The 15111-nt window shown below is 36.9% G+C and carries 17 protein-coding genes and 1 riboswitch; of the genes, 4 read left to right on the forward strand and 13 right to left on the reverse strand.

Features of this window, described 5'->3' with window-relative positions; genetic code table 11:
• Window positions 1–374: 374 nt before the first annotated feature.
• The 8 genes from serS to ACVQ8P_RS01870 form a co-directional block, all read right to left on the reverse strand.
• On the reverse strand, window positions 375–1643 hold the full coding sequence (serS, locus tag ACVQ8P_RS01835; RefSeq protein ID WP_462297169.1) for a serine--tRNA ligase: 1269 nt from the start codon (window positions 1641–1643) through the stop codon (window positions 375–377).
• Window positions 1644–1920: 277 nt separating this feature from the next.
• Entirely contained in the window at window positions 1921–2661 is a 741-nt protein-coding gene (locus ACVQ8P_RS01840) for a M15 family metallopeptidase (RefSeq protein WP_462297171.1), read from the reverse strand.
• Window positions 2662–2669: 8 nt separating this feature from the next.
• Complete coding sequence (locus tag ACVQ8P_RS01845) at window positions 2670–4100, reverse strand: amino acid permease (RefSeq protein WP_462297172.1); 1431 nt, start codon at window positions 4098–4100, stop codon at window positions 2670–2672.
• A gap of 124 nt (window positions 4101–4224) precedes the next feature.
• A riboswitch (Lysine riboswitch) is annotated at window positions 4225–4407 on the reverse strand.
• Window positions 4408–4450: 43 nt separating this feature from the next.
• On the reverse strand, window positions 4451–5164 hold the full coding sequence (gene budA, locus ACVQ8P_RS01850; RefSeq protein WP_462297174.1) for an acetolactate decarboxylase: 714 nt from the start codon (window positions 5162–5164) through the stop codon (window positions 4451–4453).
• A 26-nt stretch (window positions 5165–5190) separates the two neighbouring features.
• On the reverse strand, window positions 5191–6870 hold the full coding sequence (alsS, locus tag ACVQ8P_RS01855) for an acetolactate synthase AlsS (protein WP_462297176.1): 1680 nt from the start codon (window positions 6868–6870) through the stop codon (window positions 5191–5193).
• Window positions 6871–7007: 137 nt separating this feature from the next.
• Window positions 7008–7541 (reverse strand): Rrf2 family transcriptional regulator, encoded by a 534-nt coding sequence (locus ACVQ8P_RS01860; protein ID WP_462297177.1) that lies wholly within the window; start codon window positions 7539–7541, stop codon window positions 7008–7010.
• A gap of 81 nt (window positions 7542–7622) precedes the next feature.
• Window positions 7623–8144 carry a GNAT family N-acetyltransferase gene (locus ACVQ8P_RS01865; protein WP_462297179.1) on the reverse strand — a complete coding sequence of 174 codons (522 nt, stop codon included), beginning with the start codon at window positions 8142–8144 and terminating at the stop codon, window positions 7623–7625.
• Between the two features lie 20 nt (window positions 8145–8164).
• On the reverse strand, window positions 8165–8797 hold the full coding sequence (locus ACVQ8P_RS01870; RefSeq protein ID WP_462297181.1) for a phosphatase PAP2 family protein: 633 nt from the start codon (window positions 8795–8797) through the stop codon (window positions 8165–8167).
• A 187-nt stretch (window positions 8798–8984) separates the two neighbouring features.
• On the opposite strand from ACVQ8P_RS01870, the gene ACVQ8P_RS01875 reads away from it, so the two are divergent.
• The 3 genes from ACVQ8P_RS01875 to ACVQ8P_RS01885 are packed head-to-tail and all read left to right on the forward strand — an operon-like array spanning window position 8985 to window position 11304.
• Entirely contained in the window at window positions 8985–9827 is an 843-nt protein-coding gene (locus ACVQ8P_RS01875; RefSeq protein ID WP_462297182.1) for a sulfite exporter TauE/SafE family protein, read from the forward strand.
• A gap of 1 nt (window position 9828) precedes the next feature.
• Window positions 9829–10200: a DUF1634 domain-containing protein gene (locus ACVQ8P_RS01880; RefSeq protein ID WP_462297184.1), complete on the forward strand. Its 372-nt coding sequence runs from the start codon at window positions 9829–9831 to the stop codon at window positions 10198–10200.
• 21 nt (window positions 10201–10221) lie between these two features.
• A complete protein-coding gene (locus ACVQ8P_RS01885) occupies window positions 10222–11304 on the forward strand; it encodes an LCP family glycopolymer transferase (RefSeq protein WP_462297186.1) in 1083 nt (360 codons plus the stop codon).
• Window positions 11305–11391: 87 nt separating this feature from the next.
• Here the strand turns inward: ACVQ8P_RS01885 and ACVQ8P_RS01890 are convergent, their stop codons facing one another.
• The 3 genes from ACVQ8P_RS01890 to ACVQ8P_RS01900 form a co-directional block, all read right to left on the reverse strand.
• On the reverse strand, window positions 11392–11592 hold the full coding sequence (locus ACVQ8P_RS01890) for a cold-shock protein (RefSeq protein WP_112251328.1): 201 nt from the start codon (window positions 11590–11592) through the stop codon (window positions 11392–11394).
• Window positions 11593–11758: 166 nt separating this feature from the next.
• Window positions 11759–12172, reverse strand: coding sequence for a helix-turn-helix domain-containing protein (locus ACVQ8P_RS01895; RefSeq protein ID WP_462297188.1), 414 nt, complete (start codon window positions 12170–12172; stop codon window positions 11759–11761).
• Between the two features lie 54 nt (window positions 12173–12226).
• Window positions 12227–12919: a VIT1/CCC1 transporter family protein gene (locus ACVQ8P_RS01900; protein WP_462297189.1), complete on the reverse strand. Its 693-nt coding sequence runs from the start codon at window positions 12917–12919 to the stop codon at window positions 12227–12229.
• 207 nt (window positions 12920–13126) lie between these two features.
• Here ACVQ8P_RS01900 and ACVQ8P_RS01905 point away from each other — a divergent pair, with 207 nt between their 5' ends.
• On the forward strand, window positions 13127–13654 hold the full coding sequence (locus tag ACVQ8P_RS01905) for a hypothetical protein (protein WP_462297191.1): 528 nt from the start codon (window positions 13127–13129) through the stop codon (window positions 13652–13654).
• A gap of 31 nt (window positions 13655–13685) precedes the next feature.
• Here ACVQ8P_RS01905 and ACVQ8P_RS01910 read toward each other — a convergent pair whose 3' ends face one another.
• Window positions 13686–14072: a DUF956 family protein gene (locus tag ACVQ8P_RS01910; RefSeq protein ID WP_462297192.1), complete on the reverse strand. Its 387-nt coding sequence runs from the start codon at window positions 14070–14072 to the stop codon at window positions 13686–13688.
• Window positions 14073–14180: 108 nt separating this feature from the next.
• Window positions 14181–15098 (reverse strand): PTS system mannose/fructose/sorbose family transporter subunit IID, encoded by a 918-nt coding sequence (locus tag ACVQ8P_RS01915; protein ID WP_462297194.1) that lies wholly within the window; start codon window positions 15096–15098, stop codon window positions 14181–14183.
• Window positions 15099–15111: the final 13 nt, after the last annotated feature.

Below are 15111 nucleotides of genomic sequence, written 5' to 3' on the forward strand. Positions count from 1 at the left end.
TACTTGGTTGCTTTTGACAACTTTTATATCATATCAACCACGTCATGATTTGTCAAGATTTATTTTGAATAAATATTCATTTCATCTCGCCGTATCAATCAGCTTTATTAATATACCATCTGGTATACACCGTGTCAATACTTCATTGCATATAAATTAAAATAATTAAATTTACTTAGTTTTAATTATAAAAAAAGTATCTGTCTCATCATTAATGCATTATAAATATCTGTTGTTACTTACATTATTATGTCTTAATAAAGCCTTATAAACTAGTAATATACATCATTTTGAAAATTTAGAACACTAAAAAAGCATTGCCATAAAATGACAACACCTTCATATAATTTTTCAACAACAGTTTTGATAAAATCTTATTTAATAATAGCTAATCCACCCATATATGGTCGAAGAACTTCCGGAACTGTAACTGATCCATCTTCATTCTGATAATTTTCAAGAACTGCTGCCAATGTACGACCAACTGCTAGCCCTGATCCATTCAATGTATGAACAAACTGTAGTTTTCCATTATCATCCCTATATTGAATGTGTGCTCTGCGTGCTTGGAATGCCTCAGTATTAGAACAACTTGAAATTTCACGGTACATATTTTGTGCAGGTAACCAAACTTCTAAATCATGTGTCATTGCTGCTGAAAATCCCATGTCTCCAGTTGATAAAGTAATCACATGATAGGGTAAGCCTAATTTTTCCATGATTCGTCCTGCATCACTTGTCATTTTTTCTAGTTCCGCATATGAGTCTTCTGGTTTAGTATATTTTACCATTTCAACTTTGTTAAATTGGTGCAATCTAATTAGTCCACGTGTATCTCTCCCAGCACTTCCTGCTTCAGATCTAAATGATGGTGAAAGAGCCGTGAAATAAACTGGTAATTTTTCTGCTGGAATAACTTCATCTCTATAGTAATTAGTGAGCGGTACTTCTGCCGTTGGGATCAATGTTAGATTTTCATTTGTAATCTGGAAAACATCTTCCTTAAATTTAGGGAATTGTCCTGTTCCATACATTGACTCATCATTCACAAGGTAAGGCGGAATAATTTCTGTATACCCGTCAACAGCATGTTCATCAAGCATAAAATTATATAATGCACGTTCTAAACGAGCCCCCCAACCTTTGTAGTATAAGAAGCGACTACCTGATACTTTAGCGCCACGTTCAAAATCTAAAATATCTAAATTTTCACCGATTTCCCAATGTGCTTTTGGTTCGAAATCAAAAGTTCTTGGCGTTCCGACTTTTCTCAATTCAACGTTTGATTCTTCATCAGGTCCAACTGGAATCGTTTTGTTTGGCATATTAGGCAAGCGCGATGCCATATCTGTAACAGCTTCATCTAAAGTTTTTAATTGGTCATCAAATGCTTTAATGGCATCCCCAACTTTTTTCATTTCTTCAATTTGAGTATCAGCATTTTCTTTATTACGTTTTAATTGTGCAATAGCTTGTGACACATCATTTCTTTGTTTCTTCAATGTTTCTGTTTGAACAATGATATCTCTACGTTTACGATCTTTTCCAACCATTTCATCAATAAACTCCGGTTTTACCCCACGATTACCTAATTGTTCCTTCACTTCATCGACATTTTGACGAATCATTTTAATATCTAACATGTTCTATTCCTCCTTTTTTTGTATAAAAAAAGCCCACTCATCCACTAATTGGGACGAAAGGCTTATTTTCGCGGTACCACCCAAGTTCGACAAATAAACATTTGTCACACTCAAATTGATAACGGTCTCCCGTGTGGCATTACCCACCCACTTGTTCACGCCGGATTTTCAGCTTCGTAATTCTCACCACCATTACGTCTCTTAAGTGCCTACTTATAACGTTTTCCGTGTTTATTTATTATCTTAATAATAATCGTTGCTTCATTAAATTGCAAGTTTAATTCTTACCCTTTTCATTAAGCAAAGCGACGTACTCTTCCAATGAGAGATTATGCTTAACCATATACTTGGCATTCACTTTACCTACATAACGGAAATGCCATGTTTCATAATCAATTTTTGTTGATTTTTCTTTATCTTTTGGGAATCTCAAAATAAAACCATAGTCTACCGCATGATTTATTAACCATTTTTGGCCTTTATCTTTTGCGCTACTATTATCTAAATCACCATGTTTGGCATACCAATTTGATGACATTATATCGACTGCCAAACCGGTATGATGTTCACTTGATCCCGGTGCTGCTACATACTCTTTTGTTAATTTTTTAGCTTCAGTAACCGATTTCCCTGCTTTTTCATAACTTTTAATTGAATCTGAATAGACTTCTTTTTGATAACTGATTGACCTGTATCCAGAAACTAAGGATGCCTTATAACCAGCTGCACTAGCTGCCGCCGCAAATTCATTCAATGCATTCTCTATTTTTTTATTCACAACAACATTACCGTCTATTACCTGTGTAAATCCCAGCTCTTTTGTTAATTTATGATCAGAATTAACCAAGACTAAATTCCAATCACTAGCTTTCACATTTTTAGGTAAGTCGCTTTTGTGACTCTTTTTGGTAACTTTCACTTCTTGATGACTGGGTGCCGAATTTTCTTTCTTACCACACGCACCTAATAACAACACACACATAGCCAATGCTGTCATCATCCATTTTTTCTTAGTCAAAATGTACCTCATTTCTTTGATAAATTAACATCTTTCAACGGAATTAATTTGGTTTTATAACGTATTTTATAATATGTGTACAAAATAACGAACAATGGAATACTCATGTAACTGACTGAAATAGCTTCCCAGTCAAAATTCTTGAACGACTGAATATCTTGTCCAAGAATAACCAAAATACAAAGTACAAATGCTAGAATTGGACCGACCGGGAACCATTTTGCAGAGTATTTCAATTCTGACACGTCATGTCCTTGCGCCTTGAATGCTTTTCTAAATCTATAATGTGAAATTGCGATTCCTAACCAAGCAATAAACCCAGTTAACCCACTGGCACTCAATAAGAACACGTAGACTCTTGATCCAAAAATGCTTGCCAAAAATGTGAGTAACCCAATAAATGTTGTTCCCAACAATGCTGCCATTGGAATTCCACGACTATTTGTTTTCTTGAATTTTTTTGGTGCATAACCTTGTTGCGCAAGCGAATGTAACATCCGAGTTGATGCATACATCCCTGAATTGGCAGCTGAAAGCACTGATGTCAAGATAACTGCATTCATCACACTTGCTGCCGAAGCCAACCCGGCTCTTTGGAACACTAATGTAAACGGACTAATTGAAATATCTGAAGCACTTGACCCTAATAAATCTGGACTCGTATAGGGAATAATCGCTGCAATGATAAAAATAGCAAAAATATAGAATAAAAGAATTCGCCAAAAGACCTGTTTAATTGCCTTTGGAATACTTTTTTCAGGCGTTTCTGACTCACCAGCTGTGATTCCAATTAACTCAGTCCCTTGGAAAGAAAATCCAGCAACAACGAACACACTCAAAATCATTGGAATACCACCAACGAATGGCGCTTTTTTCATTGTGAAATTTTCAAGTCCAGTTGCGTGTCCACCTAAAATACCAAATATCGTTAAAACACCGACAATTAGGAAAACAATCACTGTTACCACTTTGATAATAGATAACCAATATTCCGTTTCACCAAATGATTTAACAGATAGCGCATTAATTGCGAAAATAATGACTAACGAAATCGTACTAAAAATCCAGCCCGGAACATTCGGTAGCCAAAATTGCATAACCAATGCGGCTGTACTAATATCGACGGCCAATGTAATGGCCCAGTTAAACCAATAATTCCAACCCATTGCAAATCCCATTGCAGGATCAACAAAGCGTGTTGAATAAACGGCAAATGAACCTGATACGGGTAAATAGGTTGCCATTTCACCTAAGCTAGTCATTAAGAAATAGACCATAATGCCAATTCCAACATAAGCTAGCAACGCACCACCTGGACCTGCCTTTGAAATTGCTGAGCCACTCGCAACAAATAATCCTGTTCCAATACTTCCACCTAAGGCAATCATTGATAAATGCCTTGTTTTTAATTCTCGGTGCATACCTTCTTGTTCTGCCATTTGAAATCCCCCCTATATTATAGAGGAGCACTCGTGATTTTTAAAATTGAGAAAAGAAAAGAGCCTTTTTGCACAACACTATTACGCGTTATACAAAAAGACTCAGATTAATAGACTCAGTCAAATCGTTATAAGCGCCCCGTAGCCTTTAGTGACCACGACAGTCCCTGACCTGTTAAGCCAAAGCCCAGCGGTTGCTAAAGTTAAGTTAGCTTCTGCTTCGGCAGTTCACCCTTTCTGTTTAATTCTTCAGCACTTAATTGCTTCATTAAACATAATGATGAGAACTGCATCCTCTTCTTTCGATAAGTCCTACTATAATCAATTCACTGAAACTTTGCAAGTCAAATCTAGTTTTCAGCTAAATTAATTGCGTCCTGTAATTTTTTAACATTCATTTCATTCTTTAGGAAATCTTCATTTTCAATTGGCAGGTGTTGTTCAATTGAACTAAATGGTTGCAACTCAACTGTTCCGTTTTCCAAATGATAGTCCAAAATATGTCCACCCATCTCTTTTTTATCAGATAAAAAATGAAGATGGAACCCTGCTGCACCAATTCCTTGGAACAAACTAGGCGTGAAATAACCAACAATTGTGCCGTTAATTTTTTCTTCACTAAATTCTGCTTGTTTGTCTGTTACAGTAGTCAATTCTGGGTAGGGTTTACTTTGCTTAGCTACCGAACGTGTATGCATTTTGCTAAACGTTCCTTTAATGACAATGCTAAAAAATAAGTTTTGATAAGGATATAATTCTAGCAATTGTTCTTCTAAGACGTTACCTGCCACATTTTCAAATTGAATAGCCACCTCTGGCTGATTAAAATGTACTGTCGCAAACGGTACAAGAACGTCATCAGTAAGTTGATTGATCTGACCTTCTGATGTGATTTGAAATGCTTTTCCATCTATCACAATCATTTCACCATCCAAATCACCAACCGTTCCAATACCATAATTGCCATGTTTCAATAACGTTTTAACCGGCAACGTTCCTTCATACAATCCTTCAATTAATGCTGCTAAAGTACCGTGTTGATAAACTGTATTTTTATCTTGCATTTGGCTAAACTCCTTTCGCAATTATTCTAGTATAATTGATCCATTAAAATTGATTGGCCTAATTCTTTGTTATCTTTGTAATCAACCGGTACATCAACAATCACTGGACCATCAGTTGCAAATGCTTCATCTAACGTCTTAGCTAAGTCTTGCGCTTTTTCAACACGCAGACCCTTTGCACCAAAACTTTCAGCATATTTTACAAAATCAACCGGACCAAAGTTAACCCCAGCAGATTTACCATATTTCATTTCTTCTTGAAATTTAACCATGTCATAGTGGCCATCATTCCAGATAATGTGGACAATATTCAAATTCAATCGAACAGCTGTTTCCAAGTCCTGCGCTGAGAATAAGAAACCACCATCCCCAGAAATAGACACAATTTGTGTATTTGGTCGAACTAATGCTGCAGAAATCGCCCAAGGTAGTGCGACACCTAACGTTTGCATCCCATTACTAAATAGTAAATGGCGAGGTTCATAACTTCTAAAGTGGCGTGCAATCCAAATATAGAAACTCCCCACATCAACAGTCACGGTCATTTCATCTGAAACACGTTTTTGCAATTCTTGAATAATGCTGAGTGGATGATTGACCAACGTTTCGTTTGTCACGACAGGTGCTTCATCTCTGGCTTGTAATTTTTCTTGCAATTCATCCAAATAGTCACGTGATTCAGTAGCCATTTGATACCCTTTCATGTAAGGCAATAAAAATTCAAGTGTTTGTGCAATATCGCCGACTAACTCTTTTTTAGGTTGAAAATTATGATCGATTTCTGAACGCATATCATCGACAACGACAATATTAGCTGTACTTTCAGCATTCCAGTTACGTGGTTCATATTCAATGGGATCATAACCTATCGTAATCACTAAGTCACTTTTCTTTAGTAATTGATCACCAGGTTGATTTCTGAATAAACCCACACGGCCAAAGAAATCACCAACTAATTCTCGTGAAATCACACCAGCAGCTTGGAATGTTTCGACAACAGGTAAATGTGTTGCTTCAACTAAGTTGCGAATAGCCTGCGTCACTTCAGGTGATGAAGCGCGCATACCCACAAGTAACACAGGTAATTTTGCAGTTTTAATTTCTTGCGCCAATAACGTACTTTCAACTGGACTAGCTGGTCCTAATTTAGGAGCCATCATTGGTTGAATGACTTTTGTCTTCACTTCTGAATCTGTTACATCTTGTGGCACACTAACGAAACTTGCACCTTGTTTGGCTGCTTCTGCTTCTTGATAGGCATTAGCAATCACTTCTGAAATATTCTCAGGTTCTTGCACTTCTGCACTATATTTTGTAATAGGTTCAAATAAAGCTGTATTATTCATGCTTTGATGCGTTAATCTCGTTAAATCTGATCGTTTAACTTGGCCAGAAATAGCAAGAACAGGATCGCCTTCTGCTGTAGCAGTCACAACCCCAGTTGCCAAATTACTTGCACCAGGACCAGAAGTTGTTAAAACAACCCCCGGTTTACCTGTAATACGACCAACACCAGCAGCCATAAAAGCGGCATTTTGTTCATGACGCGTAATAATTAATTGGGGTGATTTAGGATTTGTTGGGTGTTCTAATTTTTCAAAAACACGATCAATCTTTGCACCAGGAATTCCAAATACATATTTCACATCATGGTTAATTAAACTATCTACAATGGCGTCTGCGCCGTAATATTTTTTATCTGACATTATGTTCCCTCCGAATTTGTTTGACTACTTTTCATGATAGCATTTTCATAAAAAAATAACTATATTTTTAACTTACAAATTGTAAGTTTATACAAAAAAAGGCGTTATCTCACCCATTACGGTTAATAACGACCCATTTATTTATGATTTCCTGTCACATTTGCGACAATTTTTTGAATAATTAATTTACGTTGGCCACCGATATCTTCTTCATTCCAATTAATCAACGGAATTTCAGTTTCGCCAAACGTTGCGGAAATAAGTTGATAGACTGTTTGTGATTCTAAATAATTAGACCAGCGTTTGTCCGCTTCGGCAAAAACATTATTAATCACAACGGTTGCTTTTTCTGTATCTGGTTTAAATTCACGGAACACACGACCGATGAACCCAAAGTTCGGATAGGTTTCAATCTTACCTTCAGTAGCCACCACAATTTCTAACAAATTGATGTCTTTCGCATCCCTTGCTAATGTAAACCCACCATTATTACCCGAAACAGATTTTACAAGGCCTGCAACAACTAACTTACGCATAATTTTGCGTAGATATGTTTGTGAACCACCAAGTCGGACATTAATTACTTCCGACGAAATTGGAACGCCCCTGTTCTGTGTCGCTAACAAAGAAATAATGCAAGCTGCTTGTTCAAATCCTTTTGTTAATTGCATATTAGCCACCTCAATTGATTTTCAAATAGTTATGTTACAACGCATTAAGGATACCATATGTCGCTAATAATTGGTACTCCTTTATTTTAAATCAATTGCATATACCATTTCGCTAATTAACTTAGTTGGGCTAAACAGAAATGGCACTTCTCTTTTTTCAATAAATTGAAATTGTGACCGTTTTAAAACCTTGATAGAAGCCTCGTTTTCGGCAGTCGTAACACCAATCACGCGTTTCAAAGGTAGCTCACGAGCAACTAACAATAATCCTTGAACGGCTTCCGTCATTAGTCCTTGATTTTGGAAAGCAGGATTCAAGGCATAACCGATTTCTTTTACTGTCAGACTTGATTCTTGATTCTCATCAATCACTTCATACAAGCCAATATTGCCGACCACTTTTTGAGTATCCTTAAGTTCTATCGCAAAAATCCCTTGTTTTTGCAACGTTGCAATAAAGAGACTCGCTTCAACTAGTGAGCTCACTGGTACAAAACCAGCCAGTTGCCCCACATGAGCCAACTGAGTATATTCATAGATATCATCGACATCCGAATCACGTAATGGACGTACAATTAATCGGTTCGTTTCATATTGATTCATTTTTTTAGCCTCGATTTAAATTATTCAGATTTCTTTAGATGATTTAGAAAAGGATAAATACTCCGTGCAATCACAATCCAAGTTGTTGCTAAAAGAACTGATCCCACAGTATCTGTTGGGAAATGTGCTCGCAGATAGATTCTTGAAATGGCAATCATGATGACCCATAACACTAATAAACAATTAAGTAACCTATGTCGACTGGATTTAAATTCTAATGCCATAATACTCGTGACCGTTAAACAAAATAGCGCCACACCAAATGTGTGTCCGCTCGGAAAACTGAATCCACCGATGGACCCATGCCCCATTGGCCGCGGTCTCTGGACACTATTTTTAATTAATTTAACCAGCAAAGCGCCACTTAACATTGTCATCCCAGCCCAAATAGCAGGTAAAAAGCCACGTAGCCCACCTAAAGTAACAATTAAAATGACCGAATACATAAAAATCAGCGTCGGACTGCTTAGCCAACTGATTGCCCACATGATTTTCTGTAACTGCACTGTTGGTTGAAATCTGACCACTGCTACCACACTATTATCAATATAATGAAGGACAGCACTTTGGTTCAGCACTAACCAGGTCAGTATAAGGAATAGGCCACCACATCCAATCGCTAGCCAAATAAGCTTCTTTTTCTGATTAATCATCTCTATGCCAACTCCTTAATGACCGTCTATTTCATTCTCACAATTTATCATATTTCCTAATTCAATTAAAGTCGAAAATGACAAAGTTTAAATATTTATTCAGAAATCAACCGGACACTCACTTTTAAATAAGTTTGTGGTAAAATAAGACATCTTTATAAATTAAGAAAAGGGTTGGAAATAAATAATGAATACGCTACTACTCATGCTTGTCGCTGGTCTTGTCGCTGGGGCATTAGGATCCATCTTAGGGTTAGGCGGCGGAATCATTGTCACTCCCGTTTTAACTTTAATGATGGGTTTAGATATTAAATACGCAATTGGTGCCAGTATTATTGCTGTTATTGCAACAAGTTCAGGTGCCACAATTGCTTTTTTAAAAGATGACGTTTTAAATCTACGAGTTGCCATGTTTTTAGAAATCGCAACAACAATTGGTGCCGTTGGTGGCGCCATGTTATCAGGTGTCTTTAACACCTCAGTACTTTTCATCTTATTTGGCGCTTTCTTACTGCTTTCCGTTTACAATATGATCAAAAAGATTTTTGTTGGTGAAGAAGTTTTAAAATCAGCTGAACCAGATCGTTTATCAACAAAATTCAAATTGAACAGTTCTTACTATGATAAGCAGCTGAAAAAGCAAGTTGATTATCAAGTCGAAAATGTACCAGGCGGTATGGCAATTATGCTTGGCGCCGGTGTTGCTAGTGGCTTATTAGGAATTGGCTCTGGTATTTTCAAAGTTATGGCAATGGATACTGCAATGAAAATGCCATTAAAACCCTCAAGTTCCACAAGTAACTTAATGATGGGTGTTACCGCTGCTGCCAGTGCTACTGTCTACTTCTTCAACGGCTCAATCAGACCGGATATCGCGGTTCCATTAGCCCTGGGTATTTTGGTTGGCTCATCAATTGGCTCACGTGTCATGCAATATTTACCCGCAAAAATAATTCGTTTAATTTTCGTACCTGTTCTAATCTATGTCAGTGCTCAAATGATTCTAAAAGGATTCGGGGTGTCTATCTAATATGACTGAACACAATACCACATCAGCTGAAATGGCTAAAATTGAATTAATGATTGGTCAGATATTAAGAATCGGGGTCTTCGTTTCCGCAACTATCATGATTATCGGACTTATCTTATCATTAGTTACCGGTTCAACTGGCTATCCCGGCAATACTTTTCCAACTTCTTTTTCTGCCATTTTTTCAGGAATTGGCGCTTTGAAACCTTACGCAATTATGATGCTTGGCCTATTTTGTTTAATATTGACGCCAATTCTCCGAGTTGTCATTTCAATTTATGCATTCTATAAAGAAAAAGATTATTTATACGTTAGGATTACTGTTATTGTTTTAGTTATTTTAATCGCTAGCTTTTTCATTGGCGAACACTAATTAATAAAGGGGAACATTTTCATGTCAAGTCGTCGAGAAGAATACCAAAGGTCTCAAACTGAACAACCACATCTACGCGCAAATGATCAAGCGCCATTGCCAAAACGTGAAAGAAAAAGCAATCATAAAAATCCTCGTCGTCGCCGTTTAATTTGGCTCATTATTTTAATTCTTGTCATTTTCGGTGGTATTTATGCCTACAAAAAATACGCAAATGCTAAAAATGCGGCTGACAAAGTTTACACATCAGCCCAAATTACCAAAGCTAGAAACGTTTCAGACGTCTTAAAAAAAGGCCGTCCTATTTCAATCTTACTTTTAGGTTCCGATGATGGTGCCGTGGGACGTTCTAATAGCGGTGGTAGAACGGATACCTTAATTGTCGCTACACTTAATCCTAAAACAAGTTCCATGACTTTAGTGAGTTTACCACGAGATGCTGAAGTTGCTGTCTCAGGTTATGAATCAAACTTTCCAAGCAAATTAAATTCAGCTTATGCTTACGGCGGTATCGCAACTTCCGTTAAAACTGTTGAAAAGTTCTTGAACGTACCAATTGATTTCTACGCAACAATCAACATGGGTGGTTTAGAATCATTGGTTGATGCTGTGGATGGTGTGGATGTGAAGTCCCCATTGACTTTTACCTATGATAAGGCAAGTTTCAAAAAAGGCGTTAAAACTCACGTCAATGGTAAACAAGCCCTTGCCTATGCCCGTATGCGTCACGAAGATCCTTTAGGGGATTACGGTCGTCAAACGCGTCAACGTCAAATTATCATGGCTGTTGCCTTAAAGAGTACCAAGCTCCAAAACTTATTAAGCGAAAAGTTCCTAGACACAATGTCATCTCAAATGAAAACAGATTTAACATTCAATGATCTCGCTGTTTTGGGTACAAATTATCGCAAAGCCACACATCATTCTAAATCTGATCATTTACAAGGGACTGGCACAATGATTAACGGCGAATCTTTTGAAGTCGCCAATGAAACTGAAAAACAACGCATCACTGATAAATTACGAGCTTCACTTGATTTAGTCCATGCAGAAACTGGAAATACATTATTAAAAGATCAAAAAATCAACACAACTCGTAACTAATACAAAAAAAGGGTCGTCAATTAATTGACGACCCTTTTTCATATAAAAAACAACTCACCAAAACGGTAAACAGTTCATTTTTTTAAATTAGTCTTTGTTTACGTTTACTGCTTGGGGTCCACGGTCACTATCTTCAACGTCAAAAGTTACTTTTTGACCTTCGTCTAATGTTTTAAAACCGTCGCCTTGGATTGCTGAGAAATGTACGAATACATCGCTACCATCTTCGCGAGTAATAAAACCAAAACCTTTATCTGCGTTAAACCACTTTACTGTACCTTGTTCCATGAATAAAATCCTCCTTGTGCCTATTTGACACGTTTTATTTATGACTCTCGAATCGTCCCAGTTGGTATCGTTTCCGAAGACACTCACCAACTTCATTTGATTCGAGAAGCCACCTAAATTATATCACGTCCAATTACAAAAATAAATTCAAAAACACCACTTATCCTTAATTATTTTCATCTTCAAGTGGTAAGGCTAAATCATCATTTTCTTTCAAATGACGTGGTTGATATTTGCCCATTAAATAGCCCTGTATCAGTTGCATGACTTCGTAACGGTCATTTCCTGACAAAACTTTATCGCGATATGAGAGTGTTGCCGTCCGTGCGAATAAATCTTCAAGATCAACCATTTCATTACTCGTTTGACCTACTAAAAAATCAATTGAAACGTGAAAAAAATCAGCTAATTTTCTAACTTCCAAATATGAAGGCGTATTAATACCACGCTCCCAACTCCCAATTTGTGGGCCAGAATTCAAATTCTGCGTCGATTTTTGCGATTGATTCAACCCAACAGCTAATTGCGTCAATGTTAATCCACTACCTCTGCGCAATGCTTTCAGCCTTTCCGGAAACATAAACAACACCTCTTTTAGTTAAGCATACCTCTTTTTCAAAAAAAATGTCGGCTTTTACCCAAATAAACCACCCACATAATAGGTCACAACCATCGTAATTAACCCTACAACGACGTTTCTTAACATTGCATGTCGAATATTGTTATGCCCTAATATGCCACTCGTTGCACCCGTTAAAAGCAAGGCTAAAGCAACGCCTATAACGGTCATTGGAATCATAAATCTCGTGGGCAATAAGGTAATCAGGAGTAACGGTACTAATGAGCCAACCACAAATGAGACCATTGATGACATTGCCGCATGTCGTGGATTTAAATACTCGCCAACATCAATGTTGTTAACTTCTTTGCAATAATTTTCTAATTCATTTTGAGCCATTAATTCATTAACCGCGTCTGTTGCAACCACTCGTGATAGACCCTTAGCTTGATAAATATCAATTAAACGTTCAACCTCAAGTTCACGATTTTCTTTCAATTTTTTGGCAGCTAATTCAATCACTGATTTTTGTGTATCTCTTTGTGCAGAGACCGAAACGTATTCACCACCGGCCATTGAAAAAGCACCTGCAAACATGCCTGCTAATCCCGCTAAAACAAGATAGTATTTTCCTTGACTGGCACCTGCCATCCCCAGAATAACCCCCGCAACTGAGATAATGCCATCATTGGCACCTAAAACGCCCGCTCTTAAAATATTTAATTTAGTTGATAAAGCCATTCCGACTTTGACTGCGCGACTATCCATCAATTTATCCACTCCATTTCCAATAAATTAAGTATATGCCAATTGAGAACGATTATCAGTTAGTTTTAGTTATTCTATCAAAGAACCTGATTGCCTTATCTTAAATTGGGCGCAACCTTTCCCTTTTAACACTGGAAATCGAAAGAAACTGCATTTCAACCCATTATAGGCTATAATTAAAACAGTTGTTCGAAAGAGGTGAATCAGATGTCTGACTCAAAAAAGTATCCAATTAGTCCCTATTTTGAAATCAAAAGTAATCATCCTTGGTACCTTGATGCTGAAATTGAAGGATTAGCGCATTACAGTCAAAATTTCAAAATTGCATTGCAGAATATAACTAAAAATGAAAATATTAATAAGGGCTGGCGTGATGAAGATTTAGAAAAGAACATTCAGTTGCTACTCCTTATTGATTACGAAGAACTTGAGGTCTGGAAATACCCTGTTGATTTGTCATTTGATAACCTATCTTTAAAAGAAGATATTGTCTCATTAAGCGAAAACAGTCGTATTGCTCTTTATTTTGAGGACGATCAAGCAGTTATGCGTAAGCTTGGCTACCTACCAAAAGAAGATACCTTACAAGTGCATAATATTATAGCAAAACTAGCCGATTATAAGCTGGCCACTTATTTAACAGGTGGCCCTTATAAAAAGCTCACATTTGAAGATAATGAACTTGAAATTGAAAACGGATTTGAAGAATTCCGTTTGAACATTTTAATCTACTAAAAAAGCATTCTCAGCTGAGAATGCTTTTAATTTACTTATTTTTACCTTTTTTGCTAAAAATTGACTTAGCTGAGCGCTTTAGAATATCACTCATTCCAAGTGCTTGAACCATATTAGCCGGGTCAACATAGTTACGAATGGCCCGCAACACAATTTTAGGCTTTTTAGAGGCAAATGTAAATGTCCCACTTTTTTTTGTTTTAATAGCATAACGTGGAATCCAATGTCCTTTAAACATCACAGATGCGATAACTTGTTCAACCTCATCCCAAGGAATTTGGATATACTTACGGGTATCACTTTGATTGTAAAATTCAAACCCTTTATCGCCAATCATAATTTTCCCATAGTCCGCTAATCCTGTGAAAGCAGTCGCATCTATTGTTAAGTCTACTTTTGTATTAATTGATTGAACCATATCGTATCGACTCCATTTTCTGTTTTGACGTTGGTTAATTATACCGTGATTTAATTGATTAAACCAATTAAAAAAACTCGGGATATTTTCCCGAGTTCAGTTTTAATTTTATAGAATGTGAAGAACATGAGCACCAATACCAAATACGAATAAACCTAAAATGATAATGATTGGTGAAACTTTCTTCTTCAATAACCACATACATAAGAATGTAAGTAATAACCCAGCTAAACCTGGAATTAATTGATCCAAATTTTGTTGTAAGGTTGTTACTTTATCTGGTGTTAATGATAAACCTTTACCCAAGTTATATTGTGTTAAGGCTTCTTGAATACCTGCAGGTCCTTTTGGTAAATTAGCCCAGTCAATGAAAGCACCTTTGGCTAATTTAACTGTCGAAACCACTGGTGTGAACGTAATTGAAACCCATCGTTGAACCAAGGCCGCAAGAACAAACATCCCTAAAATCGAAGCACCTTTAGTGATATCTTTTAATAAACCACCTGAAAGATCTTCTGTAATTTTAGAACCAGCTTTGTAACCAAATTCTTGTGTATACCACATGAATCCCATACGGATAAGGTTCCATGCAACGAAGAAAATAATTGGTCCAAGAACATTACCACCAATAGCTAATGAAGCGCCTAAAGCACCTAACATTGGACGAACAGTAAACCAGAAAACGGGATCGCCGACACCGGCTAAAGGACCCATCATACCAATTTTAACACCTTGAACTGCAACGTCATCAATGTCAGCGCCGTTAGCACGATCTTCTTCAAGTGCTAAGGTAACACCAAGGATTGGTGATGCAAGATAAGGATGAGTATTAAAGAATTCCATGTGACGTTTTAAAGCTGACGCACGATCTTCTTTTGTTTTGTATAATTTTTTAATAGCTGGAATCATAGAGAATGCCCAACCACCATTTTGCATACGTTCGTAGTTCCATGAACCTTGAATGAACGTTGAACGCCATGCTACAGCTAATCGATCTTTTTTAGTTAATTCAATTTTATCTGCCATAATATTTTTCCTC

This window comes from Dellaglioa sp. BT-FLS60, assembly GCF_054941065.1.

Excerpts from the sequence above, each read along its gene's own strand:
- serS (WP_462297169.1), bottom strand. The coding sequence starts at position 1,643 with ATGTTAGATATTAAAATGATTCGTCAAAATGTCGATGAAGTGAAGGAA.
- ACVQ8P_RS01845 (WP_462297172.1), bottom strand. The coding sequence starts at position 4,100 with ATGGCAGAACAAGAAGGTATGCACCGAGAATTAAAAACAAGGCATTTA.
- budA (WP_462297174.1), bottom strand. The coding sequence starts at position 5,164 with ATGCAAGATAAAAATACAGTTTATCAACACGGTACTTTAGCAGCATTA.
- alsS (WP_462297176.1), bottom strand. The coding sequence starts at position 6,870 with ATGTCAGATAAAAAATATTACGGCGCAGACGCCATTGTAGATAGTTTA.
- ACVQ8P_RS01860 (WP_462297177.1), bottom strand. The coding sequence starts at position 7,541 with ATGCAATTAACAAAAGGATTTGAACAAGCAGCTTGCATTATTTCTTTG.
- ACVQ8P_RS01865 (WP_462297179.1), bottom strand. The coding sequence starts at position 8,144 with ATGAATCAATATGAAACGAACCGATTAATTGTACGTCCATTACGTGAT.
- ACVQ8P_RS01870 (WP_462297181.1), bottom strand. The coding sequence starts at position 8,797 with ATGATTAATCAGAAAAAGAAGCTTATTTGGCTAGCGATTGGATGTGGT.
- ACVQ8P_RS01875 (WP_462297182.1), top strand. The coding sequence starts at position 8,985 with ATGAATACGCTACTACTCATGCTTGTCGCTGGTCTTGTCGCTGGGGCA.
- ACVQ8P_RS01880 (WP_462297184.1), top strand. The coding sequence starts at position 9,829 with ATGACTGAACACAATACCACATCAGCTGAAATGGCTAAAATTGAATTA.
- ACVQ8P_RS01885 (WP_462297186.1), top strand. The coding sequence starts at position 10,222 with ATGTCAAGTCGTCGAGAAGAATACCAAAGGTCTCAAACTGAACAACCA.
- ACVQ8P_RS01890 (WP_112251328.1), bottom strand. The coding sequence starts at position 11,592 with ATGGAACAAGGTACAGTAAAGTGGTTTAACGCAGATAAAGGTTTTGGT.
- ACVQ8P_RS01895 (WP_462297188.1), bottom strand. The coding sequence starts at position 12,172 with ATGTTTCCGGAAAGGCTGAAAGCATTGCGCAGAGGTAGTGGATTAACA.
- ACVQ8P_RS01900 (WP_462297189.1), bottom strand. The coding sequence starts at position 12,919 with ATGGATAGTCGCGCAGTCAAAGTCGGAATGGCTTTATCAACTAAATTA.
- ACVQ8P_RS01905 (WP_462297191.1), top strand. The coding sequence starts at position 13,127 with ATGTCTGACTCAAAAAAGTATCCAATTAGTCCCTATTTTGAAATCAAA.
- ACVQ8P_RS01910 (WP_462297192.1), bottom strand. The coding sequence starts at position 14,072 with ATGGTTCAATCAATTAATACAAAAGTAGACTTAACAATAGATGCGACT.
- ACVQ8P_RS01915 (WP_462297194.1), bottom strand. The coding sequence starts at position 15,098 with ATGGCAGATAAAATTGAATTAACTAAAAAAGATCGATTAGCTGTAGCA.